15 protein-coding genes are annotated in these 13,497 nt (G+C 70.0%); 13 read left to right on the top strand and 2 right to left on the bottom strand.

The window, feature by feature from the left end:
• Window positions 1-54 precede the first annotated feature (54 nt).
• The 13 genes from dapC to LO762_RS02060 all read left to right on the top strand — a co-directional run bounded on the left by dapC (window position 55) and on the right by LO762_RS02060 (window position 12,627).
• Window positions 55-1,134 carry a succinyldiaminopimelate transaminase gene (gene dapC / locus LO762_RS02000; protein WP_230611928.1) on the top strand — a complete coding sequence of 360 codons (1,080 nt, stop codon included), beginning with the start codon at window positions 55-57 and terminating at the stop codon, window positions 1,132-1,134.
• Window positions 1,135-1,195: 61 nt separating this feature from the next.
• Window positions 1,196-1,645 carry a YbjN domain-containing protein gene (locus tag LO762_RS02005; protein WP_230611929.1) on the top strand — a complete coding sequence of 150 codons (450 nt, stop codon included), beginning with the start codon at window positions 1,196-1,198 and terminating at the stop codon, window positions 1,643-1,645.
• Window positions 1,642-2,529 (top strand): S1C family serine protease, encoded by an 888-nt coding sequence (locus LO762_RS02010; RefSeq protein WP_230611930.1) that lies wholly within the window; start codon window positions 1,642-1,644, stop codon window positions 2,527-2,529. The genes LO762_RS02005 and LO762_RS02010 overlap by 4 nt, the downstream gene beginning before the upstream one ends.
• A gap of 66 nt (window positions 2,530-2,595) precedes the next feature.
• Window positions 2,596-3,084 (top strand): DUF2617 family protein, encoded by a 489-nt coding sequence (locus LO762_RS02015; RefSeq protein WP_230611931.1) that lies wholly within the window; start codon window positions 2,596-2,598, stop codon window positions 3,082-3,084.
• 99 nt (window positions 3,085-3,183) lie between these two features.
• On the top strand, window positions 3,184-4,326 hold the full coding sequence (locus LO762_RS02020; protein WP_230611932.1) for an acyl-CoA dehydrogenase family protein: 1,143 nt from the start codon (window positions 3,184-3,186) through the stop codon (window positions 4,324-4,326).
• 712 nt (window positions 4,327-5,038) lie between these two features.
• Window positions 5,039-5,617 carry a flavin reductase family protein gene (locus tag LO762_RS02025; protein ID WP_230611933.1) on the top strand — a complete coding sequence of 193 codons (579 nt, stop codon included), beginning with the start codon at window positions 5,039-5,041 and terminating at the stop codon, window positions 5,615-5,617.
• Window positions 5,608-6,057, top strand: coding sequence for a nuclear transport factor 2 family protein (locus LO762_RS02030; RefSeq protein WP_230611934.1), 450 nt, complete (start codon window positions 5,608-5,610; stop codon window positions 6,055-6,057). The genes LO762_RS02025 and LO762_RS02030 overlap by 10 nt, the downstream gene beginning before the upstream one ends.
• Window position 6,058: 1 nt before the next feature.
• Complete coding sequence (locus LO762_RS02035) at window positions 6,059-6,493, top strand: DUF6640 family protein (RefSeq protein ID WP_230611935.1); 435 nt, start codon at window positions 6,059-6,061, stop codon at window positions 6,491-6,493.
• Window positions 6,494-6,545: 52 nt separating this feature from the next.
• Window positions 6,546-7,712, top strand: a complete 1,167-nt coding sequence (locus LO762_RS02040) for a flavin-dependent monooxygenase (RefSeq protein ID WP_230611936.1) — start codon at window positions 6,546-6,548, stop codon at window positions 7,710-7,712.
• A gap of 8 nt (window positions 7,713-7,720) precedes the next feature.
• Window positions 7,721-8,746: a fumarylacetoacetate hydrolase family protein gene (locus tag LO762_RS02045; RefSeq protein ID WP_230611937.1), complete on the top strand. Its 1,026-nt coding sequence runs from the start codon at window positions 7,721-7,723 to the stop codon at window positions 8,744-8,746.
• A 26-nt stretch (window positions 8,747-8,772) separates the two neighbouring features.
• Window positions 8,773-9,423 (top strand): TetR/AcrR family transcriptional regulator, encoded by a 651-nt coding sequence (locus LO762_RS02050; protein ID WP_230611938.1) that lies wholly within the window; start codon window positions 8,773-8,775, stop codon window positions 9,421-9,423.
• A gap of 247 nt (window positions 9,424-9,670) precedes the next feature.
• The gene (locus LO762_RS02055) at window positions 9,671-11,584 is read left to right on the top strand and encodes an acyl-CoA synthetase (RefSeq protein WP_230611939.1); all 1,914 of its coding nucleotides are present in this window, start codon (window positions 9,671-9,673) and stop codon (window positions 11,582-11,584) included.
• Window positions 11,581-12,627: an aldo/keto reductase gene (locus LO762_RS02060; protein ID WP_230611940.1), complete on the top strand. Its 1,047-nt coding sequence runs from the start codon at window positions 11,581-11,583 to the stop codon at window positions 12,625-12,627. The genes LO762_RS02055 and LO762_RS02060 overlap by 4 nt, the downstream gene beginning before the upstream one ends.
• 36 nt (window positions 12,628-12,663) lie before the next feature.
• On the opposite strand, the gene LO762_RS02065 is transcribed toward LO762_RS02060, so the two are convergent.
• Both LO762_RS02065 and LO762_RS02070 read right to left on the bottom strand, forming a co-directional pair.
• Window positions 12,664-12,819 (bottom strand): hypothetical protein, encoded by a 156-nt coding sequence (locus tag LO762_RS02065; RefSeq protein WP_230611941.1) that lies wholly within the window; start codon window positions 12,817-12,819, stop codon window positions 12,664-12,666.
• Window positions 12,820-12,901: 82 nt separating this feature from the next.
• Window positions 12,902-13,495: a hypothetical protein gene (locus LO762_RS02070; RefSeq protein WP_230611942.1), complete on the bottom strand. Its 594-nt coding sequence runs from the start codon at window positions 13,493-13,495 to the stop codon at window positions 12,902-12,904.
• Between the last annotated feature and the right edge of the window lie 2 nt (window positions 13,496-13,497).

Here is a 13,497-nt window from a genome sequence, read left to right on the forward strand (position 1 = left end):
CCCAGGCGAGGCCGCGGGGCGGGAGCTTTTTCCTCTTTTCTAGGAGCATCACCGATGGATCTGCCCGATTTCCCCTGGGACCGGCTCGAACCGTACAAGCGGACGGCCTTGGCACACCCCGGTGGGATCGTGGACCTGTCGGTCGGGACGCCCGTGGACCCCGTCCCCGAGGTCGCCCAGCGCGCGCTCGTCGAGGCGGCCAACTCGCCCGGCTACCCGCAGACGTGGGGCACGCCCGCGCTGCGTGAGTCCGTCGCGGGCTGGCTGGCCTGCTCGCTCGGCGTCACCGTCGCGCCCGACGCGGTGCTGCCGGTGATCGGCACCAAGGAACTCGTCGCGTGGCTGCCGAAGCTGCTCGACGTGCGGCCCGGCGACACCGTCGTCTTCCCCGAACTGGCCTACCCGACCTACGACGTGGGCGCGCGCATCGCCGGGGCCACCGGCGTCGCCTCCGACGGCCTGCTTACGCTCGGCCCGGTCGTGCCGAAGCTGATCTGGGTGAACTCGCCGTCCAACCCGACCGGGCGTGTCCTGCCCGTCGAGCACCTGCGCAAGGTCGTCTCGTGGGCTCGGGAGCGCGGGGTGCCCGTCGTCAGCGACGAGTGCTACATCGAGCTGGTGTGGGAGGGGCCCAGGCCCGTCTCGATCCTGCACCCCGACGTGTCCGGCGGCTCACACGAGGGGCTGCTGGCGATCCACTCGCTGTCCAAGCGGTCCAACCTCGCCGGGTACCGGGCCGGGTTCGTCACCGGCGACCCCGCGATCGTCCGGCGGCTGCTGGAGATCCGCAAGCACGCCGGGATGATGGTGCCCGCTCCCGTCCAGGCGGCCATGACGGCCGCCTACGGCGATGACGAGCACTTCGTGGAGCAGCACGCCCGCTACGCACGCCGCCGGACGGCACTGAAGGCCGCGCTGGAAGGCCACGGCTTCAGGGTGGACCACTCCGAGGCGTCCCTGTACCTGTGGTCCACGCGTGACGAGCCCTGCTGGGAGACCGTCGCCTACCTGGCCGAGCTGGGCGTCCTCGTCGCGCCCGGCGAGTTCTACGGGCCCGCGGGCGGGCGGCACGTGCGGGTCGCGATCACCGCGACGGACGAGCGGATCGACGAGGCGGTCGCCCGGCTCAAGTGAGCGGCGCGCCGGGCCGTCGAGAAAGCCTGATTTCTTGCGGTCCTTCCGGGAGAATCCCGCCATGGCACCGATCGCAATGATCCAGGCTTATGTCGAGAAGCTCGTCACGGAGATGCTCCAGCTCGACGGGCCCCTCTCCGTCGACAAGGACGGATCCATCCCGGTCCGCCGGGGCAGCGCCCTCTACTACGTGGACGTCGTGGACAGGGGCGACAACCCGCACATCGTGCGCGTCTGGTCGATCCTCCTGCGCAACGCGGCGGGCGGCCGCGCCCTGCTCAAGGCGCTCAACTCGATCAACGCGCGCATCCTGCAGGCCAAGGTCTTCGTCACCGACGACGGCGACGTGATCATGAGCACCGAGCTGCTCGCCGACACCCTCACCGTCGAGAACCTCTCCTACGCGTGCGACGCCATCGGTGAGCTCGCCGACCGCTTCGACGACGAACTCCAGGCCGACTTCAGCGGCGAGAAGTCCTTCGAGGACGACGAGGACGCGGTGACCGTATGAGTCTCGCCGCCTTCAGCGACGAGCTCGCCGCGCTCACCGAGCGGGTGCTCCCGTCCGTCGTGGCGCTCACCCTCAAGGCCGAGCGTGGTACGGCGTTCGGCTCCGGCTTTGTCATCGACGCCGCGGGGCACGTCGTCACCAACCACCACGTCATCGAGGACGGCGGCCAGATCGTCGCGGACCTGCCGGGCCGTCCCGCGCGGACCGCCGAGATCGTCGGGCACGACAGGCTGACCGACCTCGCCGTGCTGCGGCTCGACGAACCGCCGCCGTCCCACCTCGACCTGCGCGCCGAACCCGCCAGGCTCGGCGAGCTGTGCCTCGCGCTCGGCTCGCCGCTCGGGCTGTTCCCCGAGTCGGTGTCGCTCGGCATCGTCAGCGGCCTCGCCCGCTCGCTGCCGACCCGCGACGGGGTGCGCTCGCTGGAACGCGTCCTGCAGACCGACTGCGCGATCAACCCCGGCAACTCCGGCGGGCCGCTTGTGGACGCGCGCGGCCGGGTCCTCGGCGTCAACACCGCGATCCGGCGGGACGGGGCGGGCATCGGCTTCGCCGTCCCGGCCGAGACCGTCGCCGTGGTCGCCGCCGAGCTGGTCGCGCACGGCAGGGTCGCGCGGGCGTCGCTGGGCGTCGCGATCGCCGAACGGCACGTGGAGATCGACGGGCGGACGGTGAAGCGCCAGGTCGTCACCCGTGTCGGCTCCGGTTCCGGGCTGCGGGTCGGCGACGCGCTCCTGGCCGTCAACGGGGTCGAGATCTCCGGCCGCGCGGTCCTGTACGACCACCTCGGCGGGGAGCGGATCGGCGCGGCGCTGACCCTCGCCGTGCACCGGGACGGCGCGCTGCACCACGTCGAGGTGATCCCCGCGGCACTGGACGGCTGAGCCCCGCGGCGGCGACCCACCGCGGCATACAATCCCGGCAAAAGCCGATCCTTTGGAAGGTTCCGGATGCTGGAACTCGCCAGGCCCGACGTCGTCATCAGGGCCGACGACCTGTCGTTCACGCTCGACGACCCGCCGCACGGGCCGCTCGCCGTCCGGGGCTGGCGGATGGCCGGGGTGGACGTGCAGGCGCGGCTGCTCCCGGCCGGGTTCCAGGTCGTCGCCGGGCCGTGTGTGGAGACCGTCGCGCAGGACGAGGAACGTCCCGGGCCGCTGCCGTACCTCCTCACCCGGGAGATCGGCGGCTGGGAGCACACCTTCTCCGCCGACGTCTACCGGCGCGACTACGCCGACTTCACCCGTGCCGTCGCCTTCCTGCGCCGCTACCTCACCGACCGGGACGACACCCTCGCGGCGGCGTTCCCGGGCCGTCAGGACGTGCTGTGCGGGGTGTTGGTCCGGCAGATCAGGCGCGGCATCGAGTGGCGCGGGTGGTACACCTTTCCCGAGTCACGCCAGGTGGTGAGCACGCGGAGCCGTCTTACGGTGGGGTGATCGGGGCGGCGCGCCGGTGAACCGAGCCACGTTCTAGTCGGCGTGGCGGCCTTGGTACCCTCCTGTAAGTCGGTACGTACTTACAGGAGAGTGGCTTCCATGGCGCGCGAGATCTTCACCGAGGAGCACGAGGCATTCCGCGACATGGTGCGCGCCTTCATCGCGAAGGAGTGCGCGCCCCATCACGAGCAGTGGGAGAAGGACGGCATCGTCTCCCGCGAGGTCTGGCTCGCCGCCGGGCGCGCGGGCCTGCTCGGCATCGACATGCCCGAGGAGCACGGGGGCGGCGGCAACGACGACTACCGCTACTACGTGGTCTTCAACGAGGAGCTCGCCAAGGCGGGCATCCACGGCCCCGGCTGGGCCGTCCACAACGACATCAACGGCGGCTACCTGCGCCAGCTCGCCAACGACGAGCAGAAGCGGCGCTGGTTCCCCGGATACTGCTCCGGCGAGATCATCACCGCCATCGCGATGACGGAGCCCGCCGCCGGCTCCGACCTGCAGGGCATCAAGACCACGGCGCTCCGTGACGGCGACGACTACGTCCTCAACGGCTCCAAGACCTTCATCTCCAACGGCATCCTCGCCGACCTGGTGATCGTCGTCGCCAAGACCGACCCGGAGGCGGGCGCGCGCGGCGTGTCACTCCTCGTCGTCGAGCGCGGCATGCCCGGTTTTGAGCGCGGCCGCAACCTCGACAAGATCGGCATGCACGCGCAGGACACCGCCGAGTTGTTCTTCGACAACGTGCGCGTCCCGGCCGCGAACCTCCTCGGCGACGAGGGCATGGGCTTCATCTACCTGATGCAGAACCTGGCCCGCGAGCGCCTCTCCATCGGCGCGACGGCCCTGGCCGCCGCCGAGGACGCCTTCGAGAAGACCGTCGAGTACTGCAGGACCCGCACCGCCTTCGGCCGCCCCATCGGCAAGTTCCAGAACACCCGCTTCGTCCTAGCCGAAATCAAAACCGAACTCACGGTCGCCCGCTCCTTCACCGACAAGTGCATTCTGGCCGACACCACCCACTCCCTCACCCCCGAAGACGCCGCCATGCTCAAATGGTGGAACACCGAACTCCTCAAGCGCACCGTGGACCGCTGCCTCCAACTCTTCGGCGGCTACGGCTACATGACCGAATACCCCATAGCCAAGGCCTACCAGGACGTCCGAATCCAAACCATCTTCGGCGGCACCACCGAAATCATGAAGGAGATCATCGGCCGCTCCCTCGACCTCTAACCCGCCCTGCACCTCCATGGCTTCGGTGGCACGGCTCGCCACCATCGATGGTAGCGAAATAGTAGAAACCTCCATGATCGCGAAATCTGTGATCGCATGGAGGCCATGTCCACGCGCTGGCGGACGCTCTGGTCGGAGCGCCCGCCAGGCGTGTTCGGCCCTCGTCGCGGAGCGTCGAGACCCTTTTTAGCTCGACGCCACGTGGACCAGCGCCGCCAATTCACAAGAGGAACAGACTCGGGGAAAAGCCCCTCGGTCATGACCACCGAGGGAGACAGCCCTCCTCTCTTTCGGTACTTGCGCTGCCAGGAAAGCCACAGCCCGAGTGGGAATCCGTCCGGCACCGGCTTGTCACCGATCCGTGCCAGGGCAACGGCACGACGTGGCTCGCCTGAGGGCGACGTGCAACCGGCACACCCGGACGCGAAGTGAGACGTCCCGAGAGCGATCGGTGTGATCCGGCGACCTCGGTCTCTCCCAGGCATCGCCCCTGTTAACCCTTCGACTGGCCGGTGTGGGGTTTTGATCTTGTGGCTGGACGTCTCGTCTGCTGCCACGGGTGTCGGTGGGCGTTGGTGGCACGGTCGCGATGAGGTCTCAGAGGTCGAGCTTGTCGACATGGAACGCCTGGCTGATCTCGGCGCTCCGGGATTCGTGGCCCTGGCAAAGTAGTGGTTGACTATCTTCTAGAGCGATCTATAAAGTTTCTGCCATGACAAAAGTACCTGAACCCACAGCGCGGGGGGTCGAGCGGCTACGGTCGACCGGCGCGGCGGCGGTCGATCCGCTGGCGATGCGCCGGTGTGTGAGCCGGTTCGCGACGGGCGTGGTGGTGGTCTCCTATGCCGGCCCCGACGGGCCGCGTGGGATCACGGTCAATTCGTTCACGTCGGTGTCGCTGGCCCCGCCCCTGATCCTGGTCTGTGTCGCGCGTTCCTCCCGCAGTCACGCCCTGCTGCCGGGGCACCCGTTCGCCGTCAACATCCTCGGCGCGGACCAGATCGCCGTCGCCCGGCATTTCGCCGGGGCCGATCCGAACCTGGCGATCGCCTGGGCCGAGGGCCCGACGCCCTCGGTGGCAGGGTCACTCGCCCGCCTGTTCTGCGAGCCGTGGGAGCGCCTGGACGGCGGCGACCACTCGCTGTTCCTGGGCCGCGTCGTCGGCCTGGACCACCGGGAGGGCGACGCGCTCGCCTATCACGAGAGCCGCTTCACCTCGCTGCGGGCGCCGCGCGGCTGGCTTCCCAACGACGGCCTGCTGGAACAGGAGAGGCACATGGCATGGATGTGAGCGCACGGACACGCCCGCAGATCGAGGCGCTGATCGCCGAGTTCGCCTTCAGGGTCGACCACCGGGACGGCGAGGGGGTCGCCGAGTTGTTCATCCCCGAGGGCAGCTACTCGCTCGGTGCGATCGCCCGGTTGCGCGGCCGCGCGCAGATCGCCGAGTTCTACGACCGGCGGCGCTCGACGGGCCCCCGAACGTCCCGGCACCTGTTCACCAACCTGCACGTGCGGACCGTCGACCTCGACGCCGGCCGCGCCCGCGGCACATGCGTGCTGAACCTGCACGCCGCGCAGGGCACCCGGCCACGCCCGCTGTCACCGGTGATGATCGCCGACTACGACGACGAGTACCTGCGCGCCGCGGACGGCACCTGGCGGTTCGTACGCCGTGACGTCTCGGTCGTCTTCGGCCAGGTCCCCGCGCTCCTCAACGGAAGCCCGTGACATGTTCACGATCGCGCGCGTCCTGCTGACCGTCGCGGTGCTCGGCTTCAGCCTGATCCCGGTGCTCGCCGACTTCAACCGCACCCACGCCACCAACCCGCTGTGGACCGGGCACGCCAGATACCACGTGGTGTGGCAGGTCTCCAGCTATGCCGCGCTCGGGGCGGTGTCGCTGGGACTGCTGTGGCTTCCCCTGGACCATGCCGTCTGGCGCGCGCACCTGACGGCGGCGATCGCGCTGTGCGTCTACGGGGGCTTCTTCGCCGCCGCCGCGACCAGGCGGCTGTACGGGGGCACGCTCGCCGACCCCAACGGCTACCAGCCGATCAAGCTGCGCGTCTTTGGACGGGCCCGGTCCGCCGACCTCAACATCCTCGCCTTCACCATTTTTGTCCTGGTGCTGGCCATCGCCTGGGCGATCCTCATCGGTTCCTGACGACGCCGGCGACACCCACATGAAGACACCGACCAGAAAGGCGGGACGCACCATGTCCACCGCCACCACCCTCAGCGACCGCATCCGCGAACTGCTACCCGCCATCGCCGAGCGCGCCCCCGAGACCGAACGACTCCGGCGCGTCCCCGACCAGACCATCGCGGAGCTGCGCGAGGCCGGGTATCTGCGCGCGTTCGTCCCCGCCAAGTACGGCGGCCTGGAGGTCAGCCCGCACGAGCTGTCCCAGGCGACCCGGCTGCTGGCCGGAGCCTGCACATCGACCGCGTGGGCGGTGTCCCTGCTCGCCGCGCACGCGCATCCGCTCGCCAACTTCAGCCCCCGGCTCCAGGACGAGGTGTGGGGCGCCGACCCCGGCGCGCTGGTCTGCTCGAGCGTCGCGCCGATGGGTGTGGCCACCCCGGCCACCGGCGGCATCCGCCTCAGCGGACGGTACAGCTGGTCCAGTGGCTGCGAGCACGCGACCTGGGCGATCGTCGGATTCAGGATGCCCGGGGCCGCGGGCGAACCCGAGCCGCACTTCGCCGTTATACCGCGGGGCGACTACACCATCGAGGACACCTGGCATGTGATGGGGCTCAGGGGCACCGGCAGTCAGGACCTGGTGATGGACGAGGTCTTTGTCCCCGACCACCGGATCGAATCGGTGATCGGCCTGAACATCGGCACGGCCAAGGGATTCGGGACCCACCCGGCGTCGCTGTTCACCCTGCCGTTCATGCCGGTCTTCTCCCTCGGCTTCGCCGCCGTGGGTCTGGGCGCCGCAGAGGCGCTCCTCGACCTCTACCGGCAGCGGCTCTCCACCCGCGTGCGGGCCTACACCGGCACCAGGGCCACCCAGTCGACACCCGCCCTGGTGCGCCTGGCCGAAGCGACGCACGAAGTGCGCTGCGCCGCCCGGCTGCTGGAACACGACTGGGAGCGCATGCGGGCCCGGGCCGTCTCATCCGAGCCGGTGACCTGGGACGACCTGGTCGAATGGCGCGGCAACCAGGCGTATGCCACCCGCCTGTGCGTGCGCGCGGTCGACCGGCTGTTCGAGGCGTCGGGAGGCGGCGCCGTCCGCGACGAGAGCACCATGCAGCGCCTGTGGCGCGACATCCACGCCGGTGCGGCGCACGCCTACTCCGACTACGACACCGCGGCACAAACCGTCGGAGCCCACCTGGCCGGGGTCGCGCTGCCCGAAGGAAGCTTCTAGGAGCATCGATGAGACTTGCCAACGTCATCATCAAGGGCCGCCCGCGCCTGGCCGTCCGGGGAGACGAGGACGTCGTCGTCGACGCGGCCCTCCTCCTCGGCCGAGACGACCTGGACATGCAGACCGTCATCGCACATTCCGGCTCGCTGCTGCCGTCCTTGCGGGCGAAGCTCGCGCGGCCGGCACCCGAACACACCATCCTCGATGTCTCCGTCGACGCCCCCGCCATCAGCTCCGCCAGCGCCGCCGCTGACATCCCGGCTGGGTCTCGCCGGGTCCGCTGGCTGCCGCCGTCACCGCGGCCATCAAAGATCGTGGGTGTCGCGGTCAACAACAGACTCGGAGCCCGGTTCGCGCACCGGGCACCCGTCGAGCCCGCCTACTTCCTCAAACCGCCCTCGGCGCTGACCGGTCACCGGGAACCCATCGTGGTGCCCGCCGAGTACGGCCTCACCCACCCCGAACCCGAACTCGCCGCGATCATCGGCACCCGCTCACGCGACCTGGCCCCCGACACCGCCTTGGACGCGGTGTTCGGCTTCACCATCATCAACGACATCACCTCGCCCGGCCTCAAGGACCGCGACAGCATGGAACTGGTCCTGCCCGGCCCGATCGGATCCGACCTCGGCTGGCGCCGCCGCCACGGCGAGGACGACCACTCGGTCTACCTGACCTACCACGCACGCTCCAAGGGCTGCGACACCTTCGCGCCGATGGGGCCGTGGCTGGTCACCCGTGAGGAGGTCGCCGATCCCAACGACCTGGACATCGAAGGCCGACTGAACGGAGAACTCGTGCTCACCGACTCCACCCGCAACCTCACGTTCACCATCCAGGCCGCACTCGCCCACCTGTCGCGGCACATGACCCTTGAACCCGGCGACATCGTCCACTTCGGGACCGCGTTCCAACCCGCCGCGCCCGACCGCTACCCGACGATCCGCCATCTGGACCTGAGCACGATCGACGGCACCTTCTCGGTCGGCATCTCCGGGATCGGGCGCCTGGACAACCCCATCAGGCGATCATGATCTCGCTGATCCCCTACCCTGAGCAGGTGTCACCATCAGAGAAGCCCGGCGAGAACCCCAAGATCGACGGGCGTCGTCTGCGGGGTTCGGCCACGCGTGCGGCAGCGATCAAAGCGGCAGCCGAACTCTTCGCCTCGCAGGGCTACTCCGCGACCGGCATCAACAGCATCGCCAAAGCGGCGGGAGCCAACGCGGCATCGATCTACCACGCCTTCGGCAGTAAGGAAGGGCTGCTGGCCGCCGTCGTCGACCACGCCAGCAACGAGTTCTTCGAACAACTCGACGTGCTCACCGGCCAGCCCACACCCGCCCAGGCCCTGCGACGGCTGGCCGACTCCTTCGAGTCGAACCCCCTGTTCATCCGGCTTCTGTTGATTCTCATCCTTGAGCGCGGCGACGAGGACCCGGCACTGCTGCAGACCGCCGTCGACGTCCGAGAGCGCGGCCGCGCGGTGATCGCCGAGGCGATGACCAACCATCTGCCCGACCTGCCCGAGGCCCGGCGCGGCCAGATCCTCGACGACCTCAGCCGCCTGCTCATGGTGTTGATGGACGGCGCGTTCATCGCACGCCAGGTCGACGCGGACGCGGCGGTGTTCCGCCGCATCTTCGACCTGATGGCAGCCGCGATGCGCGGCATGGTGAGCGAGCTCTCGCCTGAGGAAGGCACCGCTTGATCGGTGTAGCCGACTCATCCGGCTGCACCTGAGGCCGTCGGACGGCCGAGATGCCGACGCGGCCGACCGGGCCGACGGCAGGACGCTACCCATGCTCGGGGATCGCCGGAGTCCTCGACCTTCGAGCCTCGTCGCGTGCGCCCACGGGGTCCTGCCGCCCATGAGACGTCCCTTACCGCAGAACGAAAAGGATCAGTGTGATGTCCTTCGAACCACCTACCCCGCGCACGGCCGTGCGGTGCCCGCGATGACGGCGCTCCAGTGGCCGGCCCGCTACGAGGCCCCGGCGGACCTGGCCGCCATCGAGGCGGTCCCGCTCGCCGAGCGTAACCTGCCGGAGACGACCTACCACGTGCTGGAACGGGCCGCGGAACTATGGCCCGACCGGACCGCCGTGGCGGTGCTCCCGAACGCCGACGACTGGAAAGCACACACCAGCGTCACCTTCGGGCGACTGCGAGCCGAGGTGAACGCGGTGGCGAACGCGCTGCACGAACTGGGACTGCGACGTCGCGGCACGGTCGGCCTGCTGTCCCCGAACTGCCGGGAACTGCTGGCCGCCACGATCGCGGCGCAGACCGCCGGCATCGCCGTGCCGGTCAACCCGGGCATGAGTCCAGAACACATCCGCGAACTCCTGGTGCGCACGGGCGCCCGGATCCTGATCGCGGCCGGGCCGGAACTCGACCCGGCGGCCTGGCGAGTGGCGCTCGGGCTGGCACGCGGCGGCACGGTGGACGCCGTGCTGGCTCTGCGGCCCACCGGCGCCACGGGGCGGCCACCGTCCCCGCCCCTCGTCGACGGTGCCCTGGTGGCCTACCTGGACGAACGGAGCACGATCCGCACCGACCGGTTCACCGGCACCCCGCCCACGGCCGCGGACCTGGCCGCGATCTTCCACACCGGCGGTACCACCGGACTGCCCAAACTGGCCGCGCACACCCACGCCAACCAGGTCGTCAACGCCTGGATGGTCGCCGCCAACACCACCCTCGACCAGCACTCGGTCGCCTTCGCGGGCCTGCCCCTCTTCCATGTCAACGCCCTCATCGTCACCCTGCTCGCACCGCTCCTGCGCGGCCACCAGGTGGTCTGGGCCGGACCAGACGGCTACCGCGACGCCCAGCTCTACCCGCGGTTCTGGGAGATCGTCGAGCACTTCCAGGTGGCGACCATGAGCGCCGTCCCCACCGTCTACCAGGTCCTGGCGCGGGTTCCCGTCGACGCCGACATCTCCAGCATGCGGGCGGCCGCGGTGGGGGCCGCCGCGCTCCCGCCCGCCGTACGCGACGCGTTCGTGGGCAACACCGGCATCCCGCTGATCGAGGGATACGGACTGACCGAAGCGACGTGCGCCAGCGTGCGCGGCTTCCTGCGCCACCCCAGGCCCGGATCCATCGGCCAGCGGATGCCCTACCAGCAGGTCAAGATCGTCCGAGTCGAACCCGACGGCACCTGGACCGACCTGCCGGCGGGCGAGGTCGGCCTGCTGGTGATCAAGGGCCCGACGGTGTTCCCCGGATACGTCACCGGACACGACGCGCAGGGGCCGGTGCTCGACGGGCAGGGCAGACTCGTCGACGGCTGGCTCGACACCGGCGACCTGGCCCGCATCGACCAGGACGGCTACGTACACCTCACCGGACGCGCCAAGGACCTGATCATCCGCGGCGGCCACAACATCGACCCCGCGATGATCGAGGACGTCCTGCTCGCGCACCCCGCGGTCACCGGCGCCGCGGCGGTCGGCCGCCCGGACCACCACGCCGGTGAGGTCCCGGTCGCCTTCGTCACCCTGGTTCCCGCGGCCACCGTCACCGGCGCGGACCTGAAGGTCTGGGCGGCCCGACACGTCGCCGACAGAGCCGCGGCGCCCAAGGCGGTGACGATCCGCGACTCCCTGCCGGTCACCGCGATCGGCAAACCACACAAACCGACGCTACGGGCTGAGGCCGCCCGCGATGCGCTCAGCGGGGCCCTCGAAGGACTGCCGCACATCGACGCCGTGGAAGCCGTCGTCGAGGACGGCTCCCCCGTCGTGATCGTCCACACCGGCGAGGACGTCGACCAGGCGGCGGTGAGATCGGCCCTGAACGTCTACGACGTCGAATGGCGGCTCAGGGTGGGGGCGGACGGTCCGGTCGCGGGGAGGAACACATGAGGTACCGGAAACTCGGCGGCACCGGGGTGTCGGTCAGCGAGTTCGCCCTCGGCGCGATGATGCTCGGCCCCTGGGGCAACGCCGACGAGGACGCCGTCGTCCGGATCGTCCACACCGCGCTGGACGCGGGGATCAACCTGGTGGACACCGCGGACGTCTACTCGAACGGCGAGTCCGAACGCCTCGTCGGAAAAGCGCTCAAGGGCCGCCGCGACGACGTCGTCCTGGCCACCAAGTTCTTCCACCCCACCGGCTTCGACCCCAACAGCGGCGGCGGGTCGCGACGCTGGATCGTCCGCGCCGTCGAGGACAGCCTCCGCCGACTGGACACCGACCACATCGACCTCTACCAGATGCACCGGCCCGACCCCGGCACCGAGATGGAGGAGACTCTCGCCGCCCTCTCTGATCTGGTGCGCTCGGGCAAGGTCGGCCTCATCGGGCACTCCACCTTCCCCGCCGACCTGCTTGTGGAGGCCCGGTGGGCGGCCGAACGCGGTGGGCATGTGCGCTTCCGTACCGAGCAGCCGCCCTACTCGGTGCTCGCGCGCCGCGTCGAGGCCGACCTGCTCCCCGCGGCCCAACGCCATGGGATGGGTGTCCTCACCTGGGGGCCGCTCAGCGCGGGCTGGCTGTCGGGCAGGCACACCATGAAGGGCGTACAGGCCGACGGCGGCCGCACCGTCCTGGAAGCCCACAAATACGACCAGACCAACCCGGCGAACGTCCGCAAACTGGAGGCCGCCACTCAGCTCCACCAGCTCGCCGACGACGCGGGGCTGAGGCTCCCGCACCTGGCCACCGCCTTCGTCCTCGCCCACCCCGCGGTCAGCTCGGTCATCCTCGGCCCCCGCACCCTGGACCAGCTCACCGACCTCCTGGAGGGCGTCGACACGATCCTCACCGACGACGTCCTGGACCGCATCGACCAGATCGTCCCACCGGGCACCGACCTCAACCCCGACGACGCCTACTACACCCCACCGTCCATCGCCGACCCGGCGCTGCGCAGAAGGCCCCACCCACCGCGAACGGCCCACTGACCCGATTCTCCCGCCAACCCGAGGACGACGCCCTGGTCAGGTCTCGCGGAGACCCGACCAGGGCGAGCGCCCGCCAGCCCGGATGGCGGGCGACGCCTGGACGTCCGGGTCCCGTGCCGCGTCGAGGCCGCCGAGTCCCTGGCGGGCGGCGCCCGTCCGGGCCAGGCTCAGGACACGCAGGGGCAGGTCCACGTTCGGCGGCCTCCCGGAGCGCGGAAGGCCGGGGTTGGGTGGACTTTGGACGGTAGATCCGGTGGTGGTGGGGAGGGTGGGGTTACTCGACGTGCTGGGCTAGGGTGCGGCGGAGTTCGGCGGGGTCGATGGGGGTGGTGAAGCCGGAGTTGTCGGTTGAGCGGCGGAAGGACATTGAGGGGCATCCGCCCTCGGTTTTGCCCTTGAGGTCTGATGCGGTGGTGACTGTCTTGCCGGTTTTGGCCTCGTAGAGGGTGACGTTGTAGATGCCGCGGTAGAGGGGGAAGGTTTCGGTCTTCGGGCTGGTGAACGTGCACTCGCCGACCCGCTCGCCCTCTTCGACGTCGAGGCAGGCGACGAGCTGGATGTCGTTGAGCTGCTCGCTCCTGGGGTTCCAGACCGCGGGGTAGCGGTCGGCGCCGTCCGGCGGGTCGACGCGCACCGAGTTCCGGCCGGAGAAGACCTCGATGAGGTGCGGGCCGGGCTCGGTGTAGGCGGCCGCCTCAGGGAAGTACTTCGGGCCCCTCGGGTCGCACAGCTCGACGTAGTCGTAGTTCGACTTCAGTGGCTTGTCGCTGGCCTCCGGGTCGTCCTTGCCGGAGAAGAACAGGTTCCAGCCACCCCACACCACCACGCCCATGATCACGATCATGACGAGGCATCCCACGTTCCGCATGC

Origin of the sequence: Actinocorallia sp. API 0066 (genome assembly GCF_020991275.1) — a bacterium.
Taxonomy (GTDB): domain Bacteria; phylum Actinomycetota; class Actinomycetes; order Streptosporangiales; family Streptosporangiaceae; genus Actinocorallia.